Origin of the sequence: Xanthomonas sp. NCPPB 2586 (assembly GCF_041475775.2) — a bacterium.
In the GTDB taxonomy this organism is placed as follows: domain Bacteria; phylum Pseudomonadota; class Gammaproteobacteria; order Xanthomonadales; family Xanthomonadaceae; genus Xanthomonas; species Xanthomonas campestris.
In genome coordinates this window covers 3,305,991-3,321,040 of record NZ_CM192981.1, presented here as the reverse complement: position 1 = coordinate 3,321,040, position 15,050 = coordinate 3,305,991, and the positions used below count along the sequence as shown (strand labels likewise).

Sequence of the window (15,050 nt, the reverse complement as noted above, 5' to 3'; positions counted from 1 at the left end):
GTTCCTCCCGGAGAGCCCCCATGAGCACCAAGAAGCCTGCGCGCACGCCGCGCGCGCCTCCCGCCAGCGCAGCCGCCAAGCGCGCATCTTCCGCAACGCCCAAGCGCGCGGCCGCGTCCAAGGCTGCAGCCCCCAAGAAGCCGGCAACCAAGCCGGCCGCCAGCACCGCTGCCGTCGCCAAGCAGAGCGCGCGCCGTAACGCCACCGCCGCGCCAGCGCAGCCGAAGCAAGCGGCCACCAAGGCGCCGCGCGTTGCCAAGAAGGCGACCACCGTGGTGGCTGCACCGGCCGCCAAGAAGGCCGCAGCGGCCAAGAAGCTGCCGATCGCCAAGAAGGCCGTGCAGCCCACCGCGCAGGTCAGCAGTGACGAACTCAAGTTCGGTATCGAAAGCGCGTTTGAACGCCGTGCGGCATTAACCATCGACGAGATCGAAGGCTCCACGCGGGCAATCGTCAATCGTGTCATCGATGGACTGGAAAGCGGCGAGTTCCGTGTTGCCGAGCCGGACGGGCAGGGCGGCTGGACCGTCAACGAGTGGTTGAAGAAGGCAGTGCTGCTGTACTTCCGCGTCAACGAGATGGCCGTGATCGATGCGCAGCCGGCGCCGTTCTGGGACAAGGTGGAGTCGCGCTTTGCCGGCTTCCATGAGGCCGAGTTCCGCCAGGCCGGCGTGCGCGTGGTGCCCGGTGCGGTCGCACGGCGCGGCAGCTATTTCGGCAAGGACGTGGTGCTGATGCCCAGCTTCACCAATATCGGCGCGTATGTCGGCGAAGGCACCATGGTCGATACCTGGGCCACGGTGGGCTCGTGCGCGCAGATCGGCAAGCACTGCCACCTGTCCGGCGGTGCCGGCATCGGTGGCGTGCTCGAACCGCTGCAGGCCAGCCCGACCATCATCGAAGACCATTGTTTCATCGGTGCGCGTTCGGAAGTGGTGGAAGGCGTGGTGATCGGCCATCACAGCGTGATCGGCATGGGCGTGTTCATCAGCCAGAGCACGCGCATCTACAACCGCGCGACCGGCGAGATTTCCTACGGCTACGTGCCGCCGTACAGCGTGGTGGTGTCCGGCCAGCTGCCATCCAAGGATGGCTCGCATTCGCTGTATTGCGCAGTGATCGTCAAGCAGGTGGATGCGCGCACGCGCAGCAAGACCAGCGTGAATGAATTGCTGCGCGGTCTTGCCGATTGAGTACAGCACACGCACACGCCGGCACCCTGCTGTCGCGTCCGGCCAGTGGCTGGATCCGATGGGGCATCCCGGCCCTGTGGCTGTGTTGGGTTGCGGTCTACGTGGCGGGCTCGCTGGTGCGCGACGGCGTCCCGCAGCAATTGGATGCGTTGCGCTGGCTGGCGCCTGTCGCGATGGTGGGGCTGACTGTGCGGTACCTCGTGTTGTGCAGGCGATGGGCGCAGGTGCGCGATGCCGGCGATGCGCTGGAGATCGTGCAGCAGGGACGATCGCAGCGTGTGGACCTTGCGCAGTTGCGTGCGGTCGATCCCGCCTGGGTGATGCCGCCGGCGCGGCTGGCATTGAAATTCCACGGTGAGCGCATACCGGTGGTGTTCCTGCCTGCGCACGGGCGAGGCTCCGCCGCGTTGGCTACCACCCTGCTGGCGCGTGCAGACGCGCGCCAGGCAGTTGAAGAGATGACGACATGACCACGGTATATGGATTGAAGAACTGCGATACCTGCAAAAAGGCCACCAAGTGGCTGGATCGCTTTGGCGTTGCCTACACGTTCGTGGATTACCGCGAGCACACGCCCGCACCGGACACCTTGCTGGAATGGGCCGGTAAAGCCGGTGGATTCGATGCCTTGATCAACAAGTCCTCGACCACGTGGCGGCAGTTGCCCGACAACAAGAAAACGCCCGGCTCGGAGGCAGAGTGGAAGCTGCTGCTCCGCGAGTACCCGCAATTGATCCGTCGGCCGGTGGTGCTGACCGACGATGGCACGCTGAGCCAGGGGTTCTCCGACAACGGCTTCAAGGCGCGCTTCGCCGTGGGTTGAACCTGCGCGGCAACATCGCTTCGCCTGGCGGCCCGCGCGGTGGTGCGCGTTGCCGCATGCTGCACTCCCACGCATGCGCTGCATGCAGTCCCTTGCCAAGAGACCCTGATGACCAGCGACGTCCTGCAACTGACCTGCGACCTCATCGCACGCGCCTCGGTGACGCCTGCCGATGCGGGCTGCCAGGCGCTCATCGCCGATCGCCTGAGCGCTGCCGGCTTCGCGTGCGAACACCTGCGGCTGGGCGCCGTCGATAACCTGTGGGCCACGCACGGCAGTGGCGCGCCCGTGCTGGTGTTGCTGGGGCACACCGACGTGGTGCCCCCCGGGCCGGCGAGCGATTGGGCCAGCGACCCATTCGCGCCGCAGGTGCGCGATGGCGTGTTGTACGGACGCGGTGCGGCCGATATGAAAGGCAGCGTGGCTGCGTTCGTGGTGGCTGCCGAGCAGTTTGTGGCTGCCCATCCGGAGCATCCGGGCACGCTGGCGGTGCTGCTGACCAGCGACGAGGAAGGGGACGCCATCGACGGCGTGCGCCATGTGGCCCGGCTGTTTGCCGAGCGCGGCCAGCAGATCGACTGGTGCATCACCGGTGAGCCATCGTCCACCGAGCGGCTGGGCGATCTGCTGCGGGTGGGCCGCCGTGGCAGCCTGTCCGGCAACCTGATCGTCAAGGGCGTGCAAGGCCACGTGGCGTACCCGCACAAGGCGCGCAATCCGATCCACCTGGCGGCGCCTGCGCTGGCCGAATTGATCGCGCGGCAATGGGACGATGGCTTCGAAAGCTTCCCGTCTACCAGCCTGCAGATTTCAAATATCCACGCCGGCACTGGCGCCAATAACGTGATTCCCGGCGAGCTGCAGGTGGCCTTCAATCTGCGCTACACGCCGCACTGGAATGCCGAAACGCTCGAGCGCGAGATCGTCGCGCTGCTGGAGCGGCATGCGCTGACTTACACGCTGGCCTGGCATCGCAGCGGCGAGCCGTTCTACACGCCCGAAGGCACGCTGCGGCGCGTGGCCCGCGAAGTGCTCGGCGCATTTGTCGGTGCACCGCCGGAGGAGAGCACCGGCGGCGGCACCTCCGATGCGCGCTTCATCGCACCGCTGGGTGCGCAATGCATCGAGGTCGGCCCGGTCAATGCATCGATCCATCAGGTGGACGAGCACGTGCGCGTGGCCGATCTGGAAGCGCTGCCGGCGCTGTACCGCACGCTCGTCGAGCGTCTGCTGGTCTGAGGTGTTGCAGACGCTTCAGGCCGACATTGTGACGCGCGCGGTGCGCGACGCTCGTCACTGCCGGCAGCGATGCGTGGCAGTTAGATCCCGGTGTGCGCGTCAAGCAGTGTGCGCTGCGGACTTGGTGCTGCAGCGGCATCTCGGTTACACCGCGCCATGCTGTCGCGCCGTACGAATGCACCAGCGAGAGTGCCTAGTCGAAGGTCCAGAACGGCGGTTTGATCGCCTCGCGCCAATGCGATGCGTCGGCGATGTAGAACCGCTGTGCGGACGCCTTGGCAAACCAGATCGCCGCGGTTTCCTCGTCGCGCGTTACCCCACTGCTGCCGCGTCCCAGCAGTAGGGCGTAGAAATATTGTCCATACACATTGCCCTGGTCGGCCGCGCGTCGATACCAGCGCAGCGCTTCGGCACCATCCCTGTTCACGCCGCCCATTCCCTTTTCGTAGAGCGCGCCAAGATCCATCTGCGCCTCAGCGTCACCGCCACGCGCACGGCGTTGGATGTCGCGCACCAGCGGATGGATGTCACCGTTGCGTGGCGCGATGGTGGCGGGAAGCCCTGACGGTCCGGAGGCGGCGCGCTCGTAGATCGCGACGCGCAGATCCCAGCGCAACGCGGCGGCCGCTTCGCCGCGGTCACGGTGGAATTTGGCGAGCTCGCGAATGGCATACGGGCTGCCGTGCATGGCCGCCGCCAGATACCAGCGTTCGCCCTTGCGCGGCGATGCCCGCAACGCCGCGCGCTGGTCGATATAGGGGCTGTCTGCATGCGTGAGCGTCCCGCTTGCCCAGATCCGCCCCAGTGCCAGCTCGGCAAGGGCATTGCGGAAGGTCCACGGCGTGGTCGCGGCGGCACGCTCATACCAGCCGATGGCGCGCGGATCGTTGCGGCTCTCCAGTTGGCTGGCCACCTCCCAGATGCTGTCGAAACTACCATCGGCAGCCGTCTGCTCCAGCTGTCGCAGTTTGGCAGGGTCGGTGCGCGGCGCCGTCGTGCTGCACCCTTGCAGCAGCAAGAGTGGGATAAGGGCCGCAAACGCCAGGCGTCCGATACGTGGGGTCATTGCAGAGGCCTTCGACGACGGGGGGGGCGACATTATCCGCGCAACGCGTCCGCGATCGCGCGGCGGCCTTTGAATGCCGGGCTTGCCGGCCCTGCTTGGTTGCCATCGCAACAGTTGCGTCGCCGCTGAAAGCGGGATACGGTCGGCCCATGACATCGTTTCTGTCCAACGTCGCCAACGCCAATCACCGCAGCAATCTGCGCGCGAATAATCGTGCGCGGCCGATGCGGGTCTGCGACTAGGCGAAGTACCAACACACACGCCCAGTTTCCAGAAAACCCGCATCGGCCGATGCGGGTTTTTTTATGGGTGACGTCTTGCACCGCGTTGATCCTTCGGCCGCCCATCACGACTTTTCCAGGAGTGTTTCCATGTGTTCCATCTTCGGTATCTTCGGCCTGCAACCCGGCGACGACCTGCAGGCCCTGCGCCGGCAGGCCCTGGAATGTTCGCAGCGGCAACGCCATCGCGGGCCGGACTGGAGCGGCGTGTACGTCGATGCCGGTGCCATCCTGGTGCACGAGCGCCTGGCCATCGTCGACCCGGCGGGCGGTTCGCAGCCGCTGTTGTCGGAGGACGGCAGCCTGGCGTTGGCAGTCAACGGCGAGATCTATAACCATCGCGAACTCAAGGCCGAGCTACTGCAGCCGTACGCTTTTCAGACCGGCTCGGACTGCGAAGTGATCAACGCGCTGTACCGCGAAGATGCGCCGGCCTCCTATCTCAACCGCCTCAATGGCATCTTCGCCTTTGCGTTGTGGGACAAGGCCGCGGGGCGGGTGATCATCGCGCGCGACCCGATTGGCGTGGTGCCGTTGTACTGGGGACACGACCGCGAAGGCCGCCTGCGCGTGGCGTCCGAACTCAAGTCGCTGGTGGACGATTGCGCCGATGCCGCGCAGTTTCCGCCTGGTCATTGGTACGACAGCGCCACCGGCGCATTGAGCCGCTACTACGAGCGCTCGTGGCGCGAATACAGCGAAGTGGAAAACGTGCAGGTGCCGCTGCAGGAACTGCGCGAGGCGTTCGAGCGCGCGGTGCATCGCCAGCTGATGACCGACGTGCCCTACGGTGTGCTGCTGTCCGGTGGCCTGGATTCGTCGTTGGTGGCAGCGGTGGCCGCACGCTACGCGCGGCATCGCATCGAAGAGAACGACACCACCGAAGCCTGGTGGCCGCGTCTGCATTCGTTCGCAATCGGCCTGACCGGCTCGCCGGATCTGGCCGCTGCCGAAGTGGCCGCCGCCGCGCTCGGTACCGTGCACCATGGCTTCGAATACAGCTTTGAAGAAGGCCTGGATGCGTTGCCGGAAGTGATCCGCCATATCGAAACCTATGACGTGACCACGATTCGTGCGTCCACGCCGATGTTCCTGCTGGCGCGGCGCATCAAGGCGATGGGCGTCAAGATGGTGCTGTCCGGCGAAGGCAGCGACGAGATCTTCGGTGGCTACCTGTACTTCCACAAGGCACCGAACGCACGCGAATTCCACGAAGAACTGGTGCGCAAGCTCGATGCGCTCAACAACTACGATTGCCTGCGCGCCAACAAGTCGATGATGGCCTGGGGCGTGGAACCGCGCGTGCCGTTCCTGGATCGCGAATTCCTGGACGTGGCGATGCGCATGGACGCGCGCTTCAAGATGATCGACAAGACCAGCACCGGTGCCACCCGCATCGAGAAAGGCATCTTGCGCGAGGCATTTGCCGGCTATCTGCCGGAATCGATCCTGTGGCGGCAGAAGGAGCAATTCAGCGATGGCGTTGGTTATGGCTGGATCGACGGCCTCAAGGCACATGCCGCCGCGCACGTGAGCGATCGCGAACTGGCGGCGGCCGATCGGCGCTTCCCGGTGAACCCGCCGCAGACCAAGGAAGCGTATTTCTACCGCAGTCTGTTCGAGCAGTTCTTCCCAAGCCAGGCCGCTGCGGAGACGGTGCCGGGCGGTAAATCCATCGCGTGTTCGTCGCCGACGGCCATTGCCTGGGACGCGAGCTTTGCGGCGATGGCCGATCCGTCGGGCCGTGCGATTGCCGGCGTGCACGCGCAGGCGTTGGCGTCCTGATCAAACGACTGCGCTACAGCATGGCCGGCAGCCCAAGGGTGCCGGCCATGCCAGTGCGTTGATTCGGGCCGATCAGAAAACGTAGCGGGCAATCGCCAGGTAGGTGCGGACGGCGCGGGGAACCAGAGCGTACGTGTACATGCGGATTCCGAGCACCGGCCACGCCCGCCTGGTGGCTGCGCAGCGGTTTTGATCGCTGCGCTTACTCGTGGCGCACGCAGTAGCCGTAGCGCTGCGGCTCGATATCCACGCCGGCCACATCGGCCTGGTTGTTGCGCCACACGTTGGGCTTGAAGTCGGCCGCACTGCAGTTGGCCGCACGGTCTACGCCGATGGTGTAGGTAAACGGGTTGCTGGTGAAGCGGTTGTTCTCGAACAGGTTGTCCTGGCTCATGCTGTTGTCCCAGCACAGGATTTCCGGCGTGCGATAGCGGATGGCGCAGGCCAGGAAGATGCCCGCCACCTTGTTGCCATCGAACTGATTGTTGGTGAAGCGGTTGCGCCGCGCATCCGACAGATAGATGCCCTGGCTGCCATTGCGCTCGAAGCGGTTGTCGCGAATCTCGCTGTCTTCCAGATGCTCGGTGGTGAGGCCGGCAGCCACGTTGTCGTGGATGTAGTTATTCATCATCGTCACCTTGGCGGTGCGATTGAACGACACGCCGTCCCAGATGGCACCGGAGACATCATTGCGTTCGATGGTGATCTCGCGCGTGTCGTATTCGCTGAGCAGGCACGCGCTGCGGCACTTGTTGACCTGCAGACCGGCCAGGCGAATCCCTTGGCCCGAACGCACCACCACCGCGCTATTGCTCAGGTACGGGCGCTCCGGCATGAATTCCTTGTCGCCGGTACTGGCCACGATCTGCATGTCTTCGATGCTGACGTTGCGGATCACACCGGTGGGCTGCTGGTTCTCGTAATCGCCAACCACCAGCACCGGCTGTTGCACGCCATCGGCCATGCGCAGCACGGTGGCCGGGCCTTTGCCGCGCAGAGTGAGGTTGCCGCGGTGGATCGATACCAGCCCGCTGAGCGGGAACTCGCCTTTTTCCAGGCACAGCACGGCAGGCGTATCGCTTTGCGGCAGCTTGTCGATGGCTTTTTGCAGGTCCTGGCCCGGCCGCACCTTGGCGGTGCAGCTGGCGACAGGCGCCGCAGGGGGGCCGGCAGGCGCTGGCGGTGCAGCCGAGCAAGCGGTCGCAAAGACCAGGGGCAACAGGGCGGAAACGGAGCGGGCAAGCAGAGGCATGCGGATTCCGGTCAGTGAGGGGAGGAGGGCGATAGGTGCGATGCAGCGTCCAATCGCGACGGCCTCTAGTGTGTCGCACCAGGCGTTAAGTTCCAGCCGACATCGGCCCGCATGGTCGGCGCAGGTTCATGGCGGTCAAGGTGGCGGTGCGCCAACTGTGCGCGGATGCGCACTCTGCTGCCGCGCCGTTGGCGCTGTGATGCGGCAGGGTCGCGATTGATGATCACGCAGCGCAACGATGCGCTTGCAGCGCCGTGCGATGCAGCGCATCTGCGATGTTGATTCTAGCGCGCTGCTGCGTGGCTCCGTGGCCGCGCAGCAGCGCTGTGCAGCATGCTCAGAAGCTGTAGGCCAGCTGCGCATAGATGCGGCGTGGCTCGCCGGGGAAGTGGCCGGTGCGTTCGGTGAAACCGCTGGCCGCATACACCTTGTCGAACAGGTTCTTGACGTTGACCTGCAGTTTCCACGCATCCCACTGGGTCTGCCAGCTGATGTCGAAGATGGCATACGGTTTGACGCGTTGACCTTCCAGGCTCAGACGCTCGCCGACGTAATCGGCGCCGAACGCAACGGCCGAGTTCCACGCCGGTAGCTCATAGCGCGTCCACAACCCGAAGGTATTGCGCGGTGCATTGGCAAAGCGATCACCGGAGGCATTGGTGATGCCGTTGGTGCCGGCATCCAGCACGCGCGCATCGTTGTAGGCGTAGGTGAGGTTGAGCACCCAATGCTCGGTGAGGTCTGCCAGCAGATCCACTTCCAGGCCTTCGCTGCGGACCAGGCCCAGCGCCGAGAGCTGGTTGACGCCATCGACGATGCTGCCGTTGGCCTGCACGATGTTGGCGCGCTCGATGCGATACAGCGCGGTGTTGAGCGTGAGCCCGCCGTCGTTGAGCGCGGTCTTCAGGCCCACTTCCCACTGCGTGCTGCGCTCGGGATCGAACGGGCCGCCGACGCTGCTGTCCTGGTTGGCCGCATCCTGCGGCAGGAAGCCGCTGGCGTAACTGGCGTAGGCGTTGATGCCCTCGCGCAACACGACGGTGCTGCCGACGCGCCAGCTGAGGTCGTTGCCGGTGATGCGCGAGCCATCCAGAAGGTTGTCGTCCTTGAAGCCATCCCAGCGCAGCCCGGCCATCGCGAACCAGCGCTCGGTGAGGGTGAGTTCGTCCTGCAGGTAGGCGCCATAGCGTTGGCTGCGGGTGCTGGTGGCGCGCCAGGGCAGCGTGTCCAGGCCGTAGTCGTAAAAGCCGCTGCGGCCGTAGACCGGATTGAACAGATCTATGCCGGGCACCGGCCCGCGCGTGCGCCCGGTGTCGGCGGTGTTGGCGGTTTGTGCGCGGAAATCCGCATCCAGGCGGTAGTAGTCCGCGCCCATCAGCAGCTTATGGCCGATCGCACCGGTGCTGGTGCGGAACACCGCGTTGACGTTGCTGGAAAGCGCGTCGTTGTCGCGGTACTGGTTACGCAACTGGCGGGTCATCCACTCGGCGATGCCGTTGCCATCGCGGTCGATCAGGCCCATGGGCTCGTGGTAGATCTGGTGCTCGTCGTTCTTGAACCAACGCAGCGCCATGTCCACGTCCCACGCACTGGAGGGGGCGAATTTGTACTGCGCGAAGGCGACCTTGGCGCGCATGTCCAGGAAGTCGGTGGACTCGTTGTGATTCCAGCGCCGGTTGGTCAGGAAGTTGCCGTCATCGTCCACCGGCACGCCGCGCAGGCGGTTGCCGCCCAGGTTCTGGGTGATGTCGGTGTATTGCAACGTGAGCTCGCCGGTCTCGCCGATATCGAATGCCACCGACGCATCGCCGATCTGGCTTTCGCTGTCGGTGTTCCAGCGGAACCCGTCCTCGCCGTCGGCATAGGCGCCGATGCGGTAACGGATGCGGCCATCCTCGCGCGCCGGGCCGGTGGCTTCGAACGATGCCGCGCCAAACGATTGGTTGCCCAGTTGCAGCTCCACCCGCCGCAACGCCTGATGGCTGGGTTTACGCGTCACGTAGTTGATGACACCGCCCGGCTCACCGCCGCCATATAGCGCGCCGGCAGGGCCCTTGAGCACTTCCACGCGTTCGATATTGAACAGCTGCGGCACCGAAAACCCGGCGTACGGGTCGCCACGCAGCCCGTCATACAGCACGTTTTCCTGGCGGAAGCCACGCAAGGTGACGCCGGCATAGCTGAAGAAACTGATGCCGCTGATGCTGCGATACAGATCGGTGATCTGCCGTGCCGCCTGGTCGTCGATCAATTCGCGCGGCAGCACCTGCACCGACTGCGGCACCAGCGCCAGCGGCGTATCGGTGCGCGTGGCGACTGCTGCGTCTTCGGACTTGTAGAGCGTCTGCGCACGGCCCACAACATTGACGCCATCGAGTTCGGTGACGGCAGGCGAGGTGCTGGTCTGCTGAGCGAAAGCGGATGGCGCGGGGAGGGCGAGCGCAACGGCGAGCGCGGTGACAAGAAGCGTGGGGCGCATTGGTTACTAATGGGAATGGTTATCAAATGCATCTTAGCATGCGATACGTGCGTCGTTGAACGGATGGCCAGCCTTGCGGATGCATGGATGCATGCGCGTGCAAATGTGCAGAAGTGCAGAAGTGCAGAAGTGCAGAAATGCAGAGCATCCCTTCTCCCACCGGGAGAAGGTGCCCGGAGGGCGGATGAGGGTACGGGCGAAGCCTCGTGTTCGTCCGCGCCTAGCGCTGTTGGACTCGAATGGATGGAGCCGGAGCCGTGCCGCGCGCAATCCAGCATTGCTCGATACCCGTACCCTCACCCCAACCCCTCTCCCGGCGGGAGAGGGGCTTCTCAGGCATCCCGCGCTCGCTGTCCTTCTTCCATCGGGAGAAGGCGCCCGAAGGGCGAATTCTTCAATGCCTGTACCCGACAGAGCAGACAACGCCGGCGTGCCTACTCCGGGCGCAATTCCAGCGTATAGCGCGTAGCAGTCGGCAAAAACGGGGTGGGCCGGCCATGCACCCAATCGTCATGCCCGGCGCCCCAGAACGGCGACAGCGGATGCCCGCTCTGGCCGCCCGGCATGTGCACGATGCCGTCGCGCTCGTGGCCGGGCGAGACCACCATGCGTTCGGAGGCGCCGAAGGCGGGGCCTTGCACGCGTGGCATGTCGCGATCGCCCGGGAGTTGGTCGGGCGGCATGCACAGCCAGTGCTTGGCGAGGGCGGGCAAGGCGCGCGCAATCGGATGACAGATGGCGGCGGTATTGCGTGCGCCCCAGGTGCGTTCGGCAGGCTGCTCGCCTTGCGCGGCCAGATCCATCTGCGCATCGCGTGCGGCATCGGCTAGCAGTTGCTCCCAGCTTGTCACGTTCGGTGGCAACAGATTGGCGGGGCGTTGCTGCAGCATCGGCCATACAATGCCTTCCAACTGTGCGCGACGCGGCGGCAGGAAGTCCTCGCCCAGCGCAGCTTTGGCCGGCGCCAGCAGTCCGGCTTGCACGGCATCGATGGTCATGCTGCGAAAACCGCGCACGATGCGATAGCTCGCCGAGCCGGTGGAGGCGTGCCCGTCCCACTGCCGCGTGGCGATCTCGATCTGCTGCAGCGCAGGGTCATTGCTGTGTTCGACCACGCTACGCAACAACTGCCACCACCGCGTGAGCAGCACGGCGCGATCGTCGAGCTGGATGGCGAGCAGATCGCGTTCGTTGAAGCGCTGTCTGGCGAACAGATCGTCGCGGATCTGCTGCGCGCGTGCGCCCAGGTCGTAGCCGGCATTGCCCAGCGTTGCCAGCTGCTGTTCATCGACGATGCGGCTATTGGCGGTCCAGAGTCGATGCGATGGGGGATCGATCAGGGCCGGCGCCTCGTCGCTGCGCACGGGCCATGGCAGACAGCCGGTCGGCGCCGGTTCTGATGCCGCCGCTCCGGCAGCCGCAGGCAACGCCTGGTTCGACGCCTGCGGCGACGTTGCAAGTTCGGCAATGCCACTGGGGCTGCACCCGGCATTGCGCAGCGGGCGCGCGCCGATCAACCGCCAGGCGATGCGCCCGCTGCGATCGGCCAGCAGCAGATTCTGCGCAGGAATGCCCGAGCGATCCGCCACCGCAAATGCCGCCTGCAGATCGGCCGCGCTGCTCATCTGCGCGAAATCCAGCCGGATCGCGCCGGGCAGCTGCGCGGCCCAGCGCAGTGCGAGCAAGCTGCCGTCGGCATTCTCGTGCAGTATCGGCCCCCAGGCCGTCTCGCGGACAGGAAAACTGACCGGCGCGGCGCCGGCCACGCGAATGGTTTCGACATGCGTGGTGAGCGCTTGCGGATGTCCCGGTGTGGCGGGCGGAATCTGCGCAAAGTCGGCCGTGTCGATATAGCTGTTGGTGAACGCCCAGGCCACATGCCCGTTGCTGCCGACGACTATTGCCGGCAGGCCGGGCAGGGTGAAGCCGGTGGCGTCCACCTTGCCGTCGGGCGCGCGTGCATCCGGATAGCGCAGGCGCGCGCGGAACCAGATATTGGGTGCGCGCAGGCCCAGGTGCATGTCGTCGGCGACGATGGCGCGGCCATCGGCGGTGAGGCTGCCATCCACGGCAAAGTTGTTGCTGCCGGGCGTGGGGGCCTCGGCGCCGGGCGCGGTGGACGGGTGCGGGAGGCGGCGCAGGTCGACGGCGTCAGCATCCGGCAACACCGCATCGCCGAGCGCCGGGCCGAACAGCGGTGCATCCCAGCTGGAGCCCTGATGATCGAGCAGGGCGGCCAGTGCCGGCGGTACCACCGCGCGGATGCGCGCAGCGGCCAGTTCGGTCTGGTTGTCGTTGTCCTGCAGGTCGGCGTACATCGCCATGCCGGTCAGGATGCAATCGTCCAGGGTCCAGGCGCGCGGGGTCTGCCGCAGCAACAGATACGGCCATGGCCGCACGCGCAAGGCCGCCAGCCCAGCGTTTACGCCCTCGGTATAGGCCTGCAGTGCCGCACGTTCGCTGCCGGCGGCCACATCCAGGCTGGCTTGCACACGGGCGCGCAGGCGGTGCACGCGGTTGCGTTTGTCCAGATCCAGCGCAGCAGGGCCGAACAGTTCGGACAGTTCGCCAGCTGGCGCGCGGCGCATCAGGTCCATTTCGAAATAGCGCTCCTGCGCATGCACGTACCCCAGCGCACGCAGCGCATCGCGTTGGCTGGTGGCGTCGATGGTGACCACGCCGCCGGCATCGCGGAGCACGCTGACCGGCGCGCCCAGGCCACGTAGCGCAGTCTCGCCGTCCAGCCGTGGCAGGCTGCCACGCACCGCCAGGTAGAGCCCCAGCGTGACCAGCAGGGTGAGCACCACCAGGGCCAGCAACAGCCGGCGCAGCCATTTGCGCATCATCGATTCCTTGAGCGATTCATCTGTGACCAGTGTCGCGCCGGTGCGTGACCGTTGCCGGTCCGCCTGCAAGCGCAACTGAAAGTGATTCCGATTAGATCATTGCCCGCCCGCTTCGGGCACCATGCGCGCATTGCGTTGCTGGAGCACACCATGAAAGGCCATCCCGAAGTCGTCGATTACCTCAAGCAGCTGCTGCGCGGCGAGCTGGCGGCACGCGACCAGTATTTCCTGCATTCGCGTCGCTACGAGGATCAGGGCCTGATGGCGCTGTACGAGCGCATCAACCACGAGATGCAAGAGGAAACCGAGCATGCCGACGCCCTGCTGCGGCGCATCCTGTTCCTGGAAGGCGACCCGGACATGCGCCCGGCCGAATTTTCGCCCGGCAAGACCGTGGTGGAGATGCTCGAGCGCGACCTCGTTGTCGAATACGAAGTACGTGCTGCGCTCGCCGCTGGCATGAAGCTGTGCGAAGACCACGGCGATTACGTCAGCCGCGACATGCTGCTCAAGCAGTTGCAGGACACTGAAGAAGATCATGCATGGTGGCTGGAGCAGCAGCTTGGCCTGATCAAGCGCATTGGTCTGGAGCTGTACCAGACCTCGAAGATCGACAAGGGCCACGTGGCCGGCTGAAGCCGGGCGACTCAACGCTGCGCCGCCGCCATGCTGGCGCAGCGTGTGCCTGGAATCGACAGGTTGCACGGATGTACTGCGGTTTTTTGTACTGCGGTTTTTGCGCGTGGTCTGCATCGCCCGCCGGCTGTTCGTTGCGGCTGGTTGCCTGACGCGTTACGCAGTTTTGTAAAACCACCGCACGGCGCAATGCCGCGTGGTTTGATCGACTAGCGGCGCACCACTCGCGCGAAACAGGTCGCCGCCTGCTGGAGCGGCGTGCAATGTTCACTCGCGGTAGTCAATCGCGTTGCAAGCGATACACGCCGGTCGACAATGCAGTGACGCCATCGGCACGGAAGCGCGGCTCCTGATCGAGAATGTCGCGATGCTCCAGTTCCTGCACTTTCCACTGCGTGCCGAACAATGCGTGTACCTCGGCAGCATCCACCGAGAAGGGCGGCCCGGCTTTTTCGGCTTGCGGATAGTCCAGCGTGATCAGCAGACCGCGACACCCTGCAGGCAGACGTGCATAAACGGTTTCCAGATAGCGCTGGCGCAACGCCGCAGGCAAGGCGACCAGTGCGGCGCGGTCGTAGACGGCGGTGCAGTCGCCCAGCACGCTCGCATCCAGCGTAAAGGCGTCGCCGCAGATGATTTCGATCGGGCCGGCGATACAGTGCTCGCCTGCGCGGCTGGTGTGTCGCTGCGGTTGCAGGCCTGCGTCATCGAAGAATTGCGTGACGGCCAATGGCGATATCTCCACACCGAGCACGCGGTGGCCTTGCGCGGCCAGCCAATGCAGGTCCAGCGTCTTGCCGCACAACGGCACCAGTACACGGGCATGCGCTGGCAATTGCAGTGCCGGCCAATGCTTTTGCAGCAGCGGCATCACCTCGTCCTGATGGAAGCCGGTCTGACCGTCCTGCCAACGTTGCAACCAGAAATCTGTATCCATGATGTTGTCTTGTTGCCTTGCATTGACGAGTGAGGTGATGTCGGGGATGGCAGTGACATTGCAGATCGAGAAGGAGCCGATCAAACAGCAACGCATCGGACAGCCGCGATGCACTGCTTGCACCATGCACACCGACCATCTCGACTGGTCCTTGCCGGCCTACCGTCGCGGGACCTTACGCGGCATGGATGCTGCGTAAGAGCTTACAAGGACGTACTTGCAGCGTGTCCCGCGATGGTGGCCGGCAAGGGCCCTGCAGCCAAGCCGCAGATCATCTGCTCTACAACCGACGCATCCACACCGTTCGATGACCGCTCAATGAGACACAGAGCTTGAGCTTCAGCCTCGTTTGCATATTTCAGGCCGAACTAACCGAGGGCGCGACGACAGCATCAAACGCGCCGCCGCACGCCGGATGCGTGAATCATCCTTACTGCACTTCCAGTCCATCCACTTTCTGCCGCGCCTCAGTCAAACCAAGGCGCTGACAGTGTCGAACGCGCCGCCGCGCGC

Annotated in this window: 11 protein-coding genes and 1 other RNA gene; 6 read left to right on the top strand and 6 right to left on the bottom strand. The window is 65.2% G+C overall.

Translation table 11 applies throughout. The features are described 5' to 3' along the window. The first annotated feature begins 20 nt into the window (after nucleotides 1-20). The 4 genes from dapD to dapE all read left to right on the top strand — a co-directional run bounded on the left by dapD (nucleotide 21) and on the right by dapE (nucleotide 3,255). Nucleotides 21-1,193, top strand: a complete 1,173-nt coding sequence (gene dapD, locus ACCQ09_RS14395) for a 2,3,4,5-tetrahydropyridine-2,6-dicarboxylate N-succinyltransferase (RefSeq protein WP_228428026.1) — start codon at nucleotides 21-23, stop codon at nucleotides 1,191-1,193. After that, nucleotides 1,190-1,663, top strand: a complete 474-nt coding sequence (locus tag ACCQ09_RS14390) for a hypothetical protein (protein ID WP_012438808.1) — start codon at nucleotides 1,190-1,192, stop codon at nucleotides 1,661-1,663. The genes dapD and ACCQ09_RS14390 overlap by 4 nt, the downstream gene beginning before the upstream one ends. Continuing rightward, a complete protein-coding gene (locus ACCQ09_RS14385) occupies nucleotides 1,660-2,016 on the top strand; it encodes an arsenate reductase (protein WP_011036578.1) in 357 nt (118 codons plus the stop codon). The genes ACCQ09_RS14390 and ACCQ09_RS14385 overlap by 4 nt, the downstream gene beginning before the upstream one ends. Before the next feature lie 108 nt (nucleotides 2,017-2,124). After that, entirely contained in the window at nucleotides 2,125-3,255 is a 1,131-nt protein-coding gene (gene dapE / locus ACCQ09_RS14380) for a succinyl-diaminopimelate desuccinylase (protein ID WP_228428024.1), read from the top strand. Between the two features lie 193 nt (nucleotides 3,256-3,448). On the opposite strand, the gene ACCQ09_RS14375 is transcribed toward dapE, so the two are convergent. Then, nucleotides 3,449-4,321, bottom strand: coding sequence for a tetratricopeptide repeat protein (locus ACCQ09_RS14375; RefSeq protein ID WP_040941551.1), 873 nt, complete (start codon nucleotides 4,319-4,321; stop codon nucleotides 3,449-3,451). Between the two features lie 371 nt (nucleotides 4,322-4,692). Here ACCQ09_RS14375 and asnB point away from each other — a divergent pair, with 371 nt between their 5' ends. After that, the gene (gene asnB, locus ACCQ09_RS14370; protein ID WP_011036581.1) at nucleotides 4,693-6,387 is read left to right on the top strand and encodes an asparagine synthase B; all 1,695 of its coding nucleotides are present in this window, start codon (nucleotides 4,693-4,695) and stop codon (nucleotides 6,385-6,387) included. A gap of 70 nt (nucleotides 6,388-6,457) precedes the next feature. Here the strand turns inward: asnB and ACCQ09_RS14365 are convergent. The 4 genes from ACCQ09_RS14365 to ACCQ09_RS14350 form a co-directional block, all read right to left on the bottom strand. Next, a non-coding RNA gene (locus ACCQ09_RS14365) (sX9 sRNA) lies at nucleotides 6,458-6,528 on the bottom strand. Between the two features lie 61 nt (nucleotides 6,529-6,589). Further along, nucleotides 6,590-7,639 (bottom strand): type III secretion-associated outer membrane-bound protein HpaM, encoded by a 1,050-nt coding sequence (gene hpaM, locus ACCQ09_RS14360; protein WP_228428021.1) that lies wholly within the window; start codon nucleotides 7,637-7,639, stop codon nucleotides 6,590-6,592. Between the two features lie 337 nt (nucleotides 7,640-7,976). Then, nucleotides 7,977-10,118, bottom strand: a complete 2,142-nt coding sequence (locus tag ACCQ09_RS14355; protein ID WP_075285839.1) for a TonB-dependent siderophore receptor — start codon at nucleotides 10,116-10,118, stop codon at nucleotides 7,977-7,979. Between the two features lie 434 nt (nucleotides 10,119-10,552). Then, nucleotides 10,553-12,961, bottom strand: a complete 2,409-nt coding sequence (locus ACCQ09_RS14350; RefSeq protein ID WP_228428019.1) for a penicillin acylase family protein — start codon at nucleotides 12,959-12,961, stop codon at nucleotides 10,553-10,555. A 153-nt stretch (nucleotides 12,962-13,114) separates the two neighbouring features. Between ACCQ09_RS14350 and bfr the strand changes: the two genes are divergently transcribed. Further along, nucleotides 13,115-13,600, top strand: a complete 486-nt coding sequence (bfr, locus tag ACCQ09_RS14345; RefSeq protein WP_011036585.1) for a bacterioferritin — start codon at nucleotides 13,115-13,117, stop codon at nucleotides 13,598-13,600. A 280-nt stretch (nucleotides 13,601-13,880) separates the two neighbouring features. Here bfr and ACCQ09_RS14340 read toward each other — a convergent pair whose 3' ends face one another. Next, complete coding sequence (locus tag ACCQ09_RS14340; RefSeq protein WP_011036586.1) at nucleotides 13,881-14,537, bottom strand: thiopurine S-methyltransferase; 657 nt, start codon at nucleotides 14,535-14,537, stop codon at nucleotides 13,881-13,883. Between the last annotated feature and the right edge of the window lie 513 nt (nucleotides 14,538-15,050).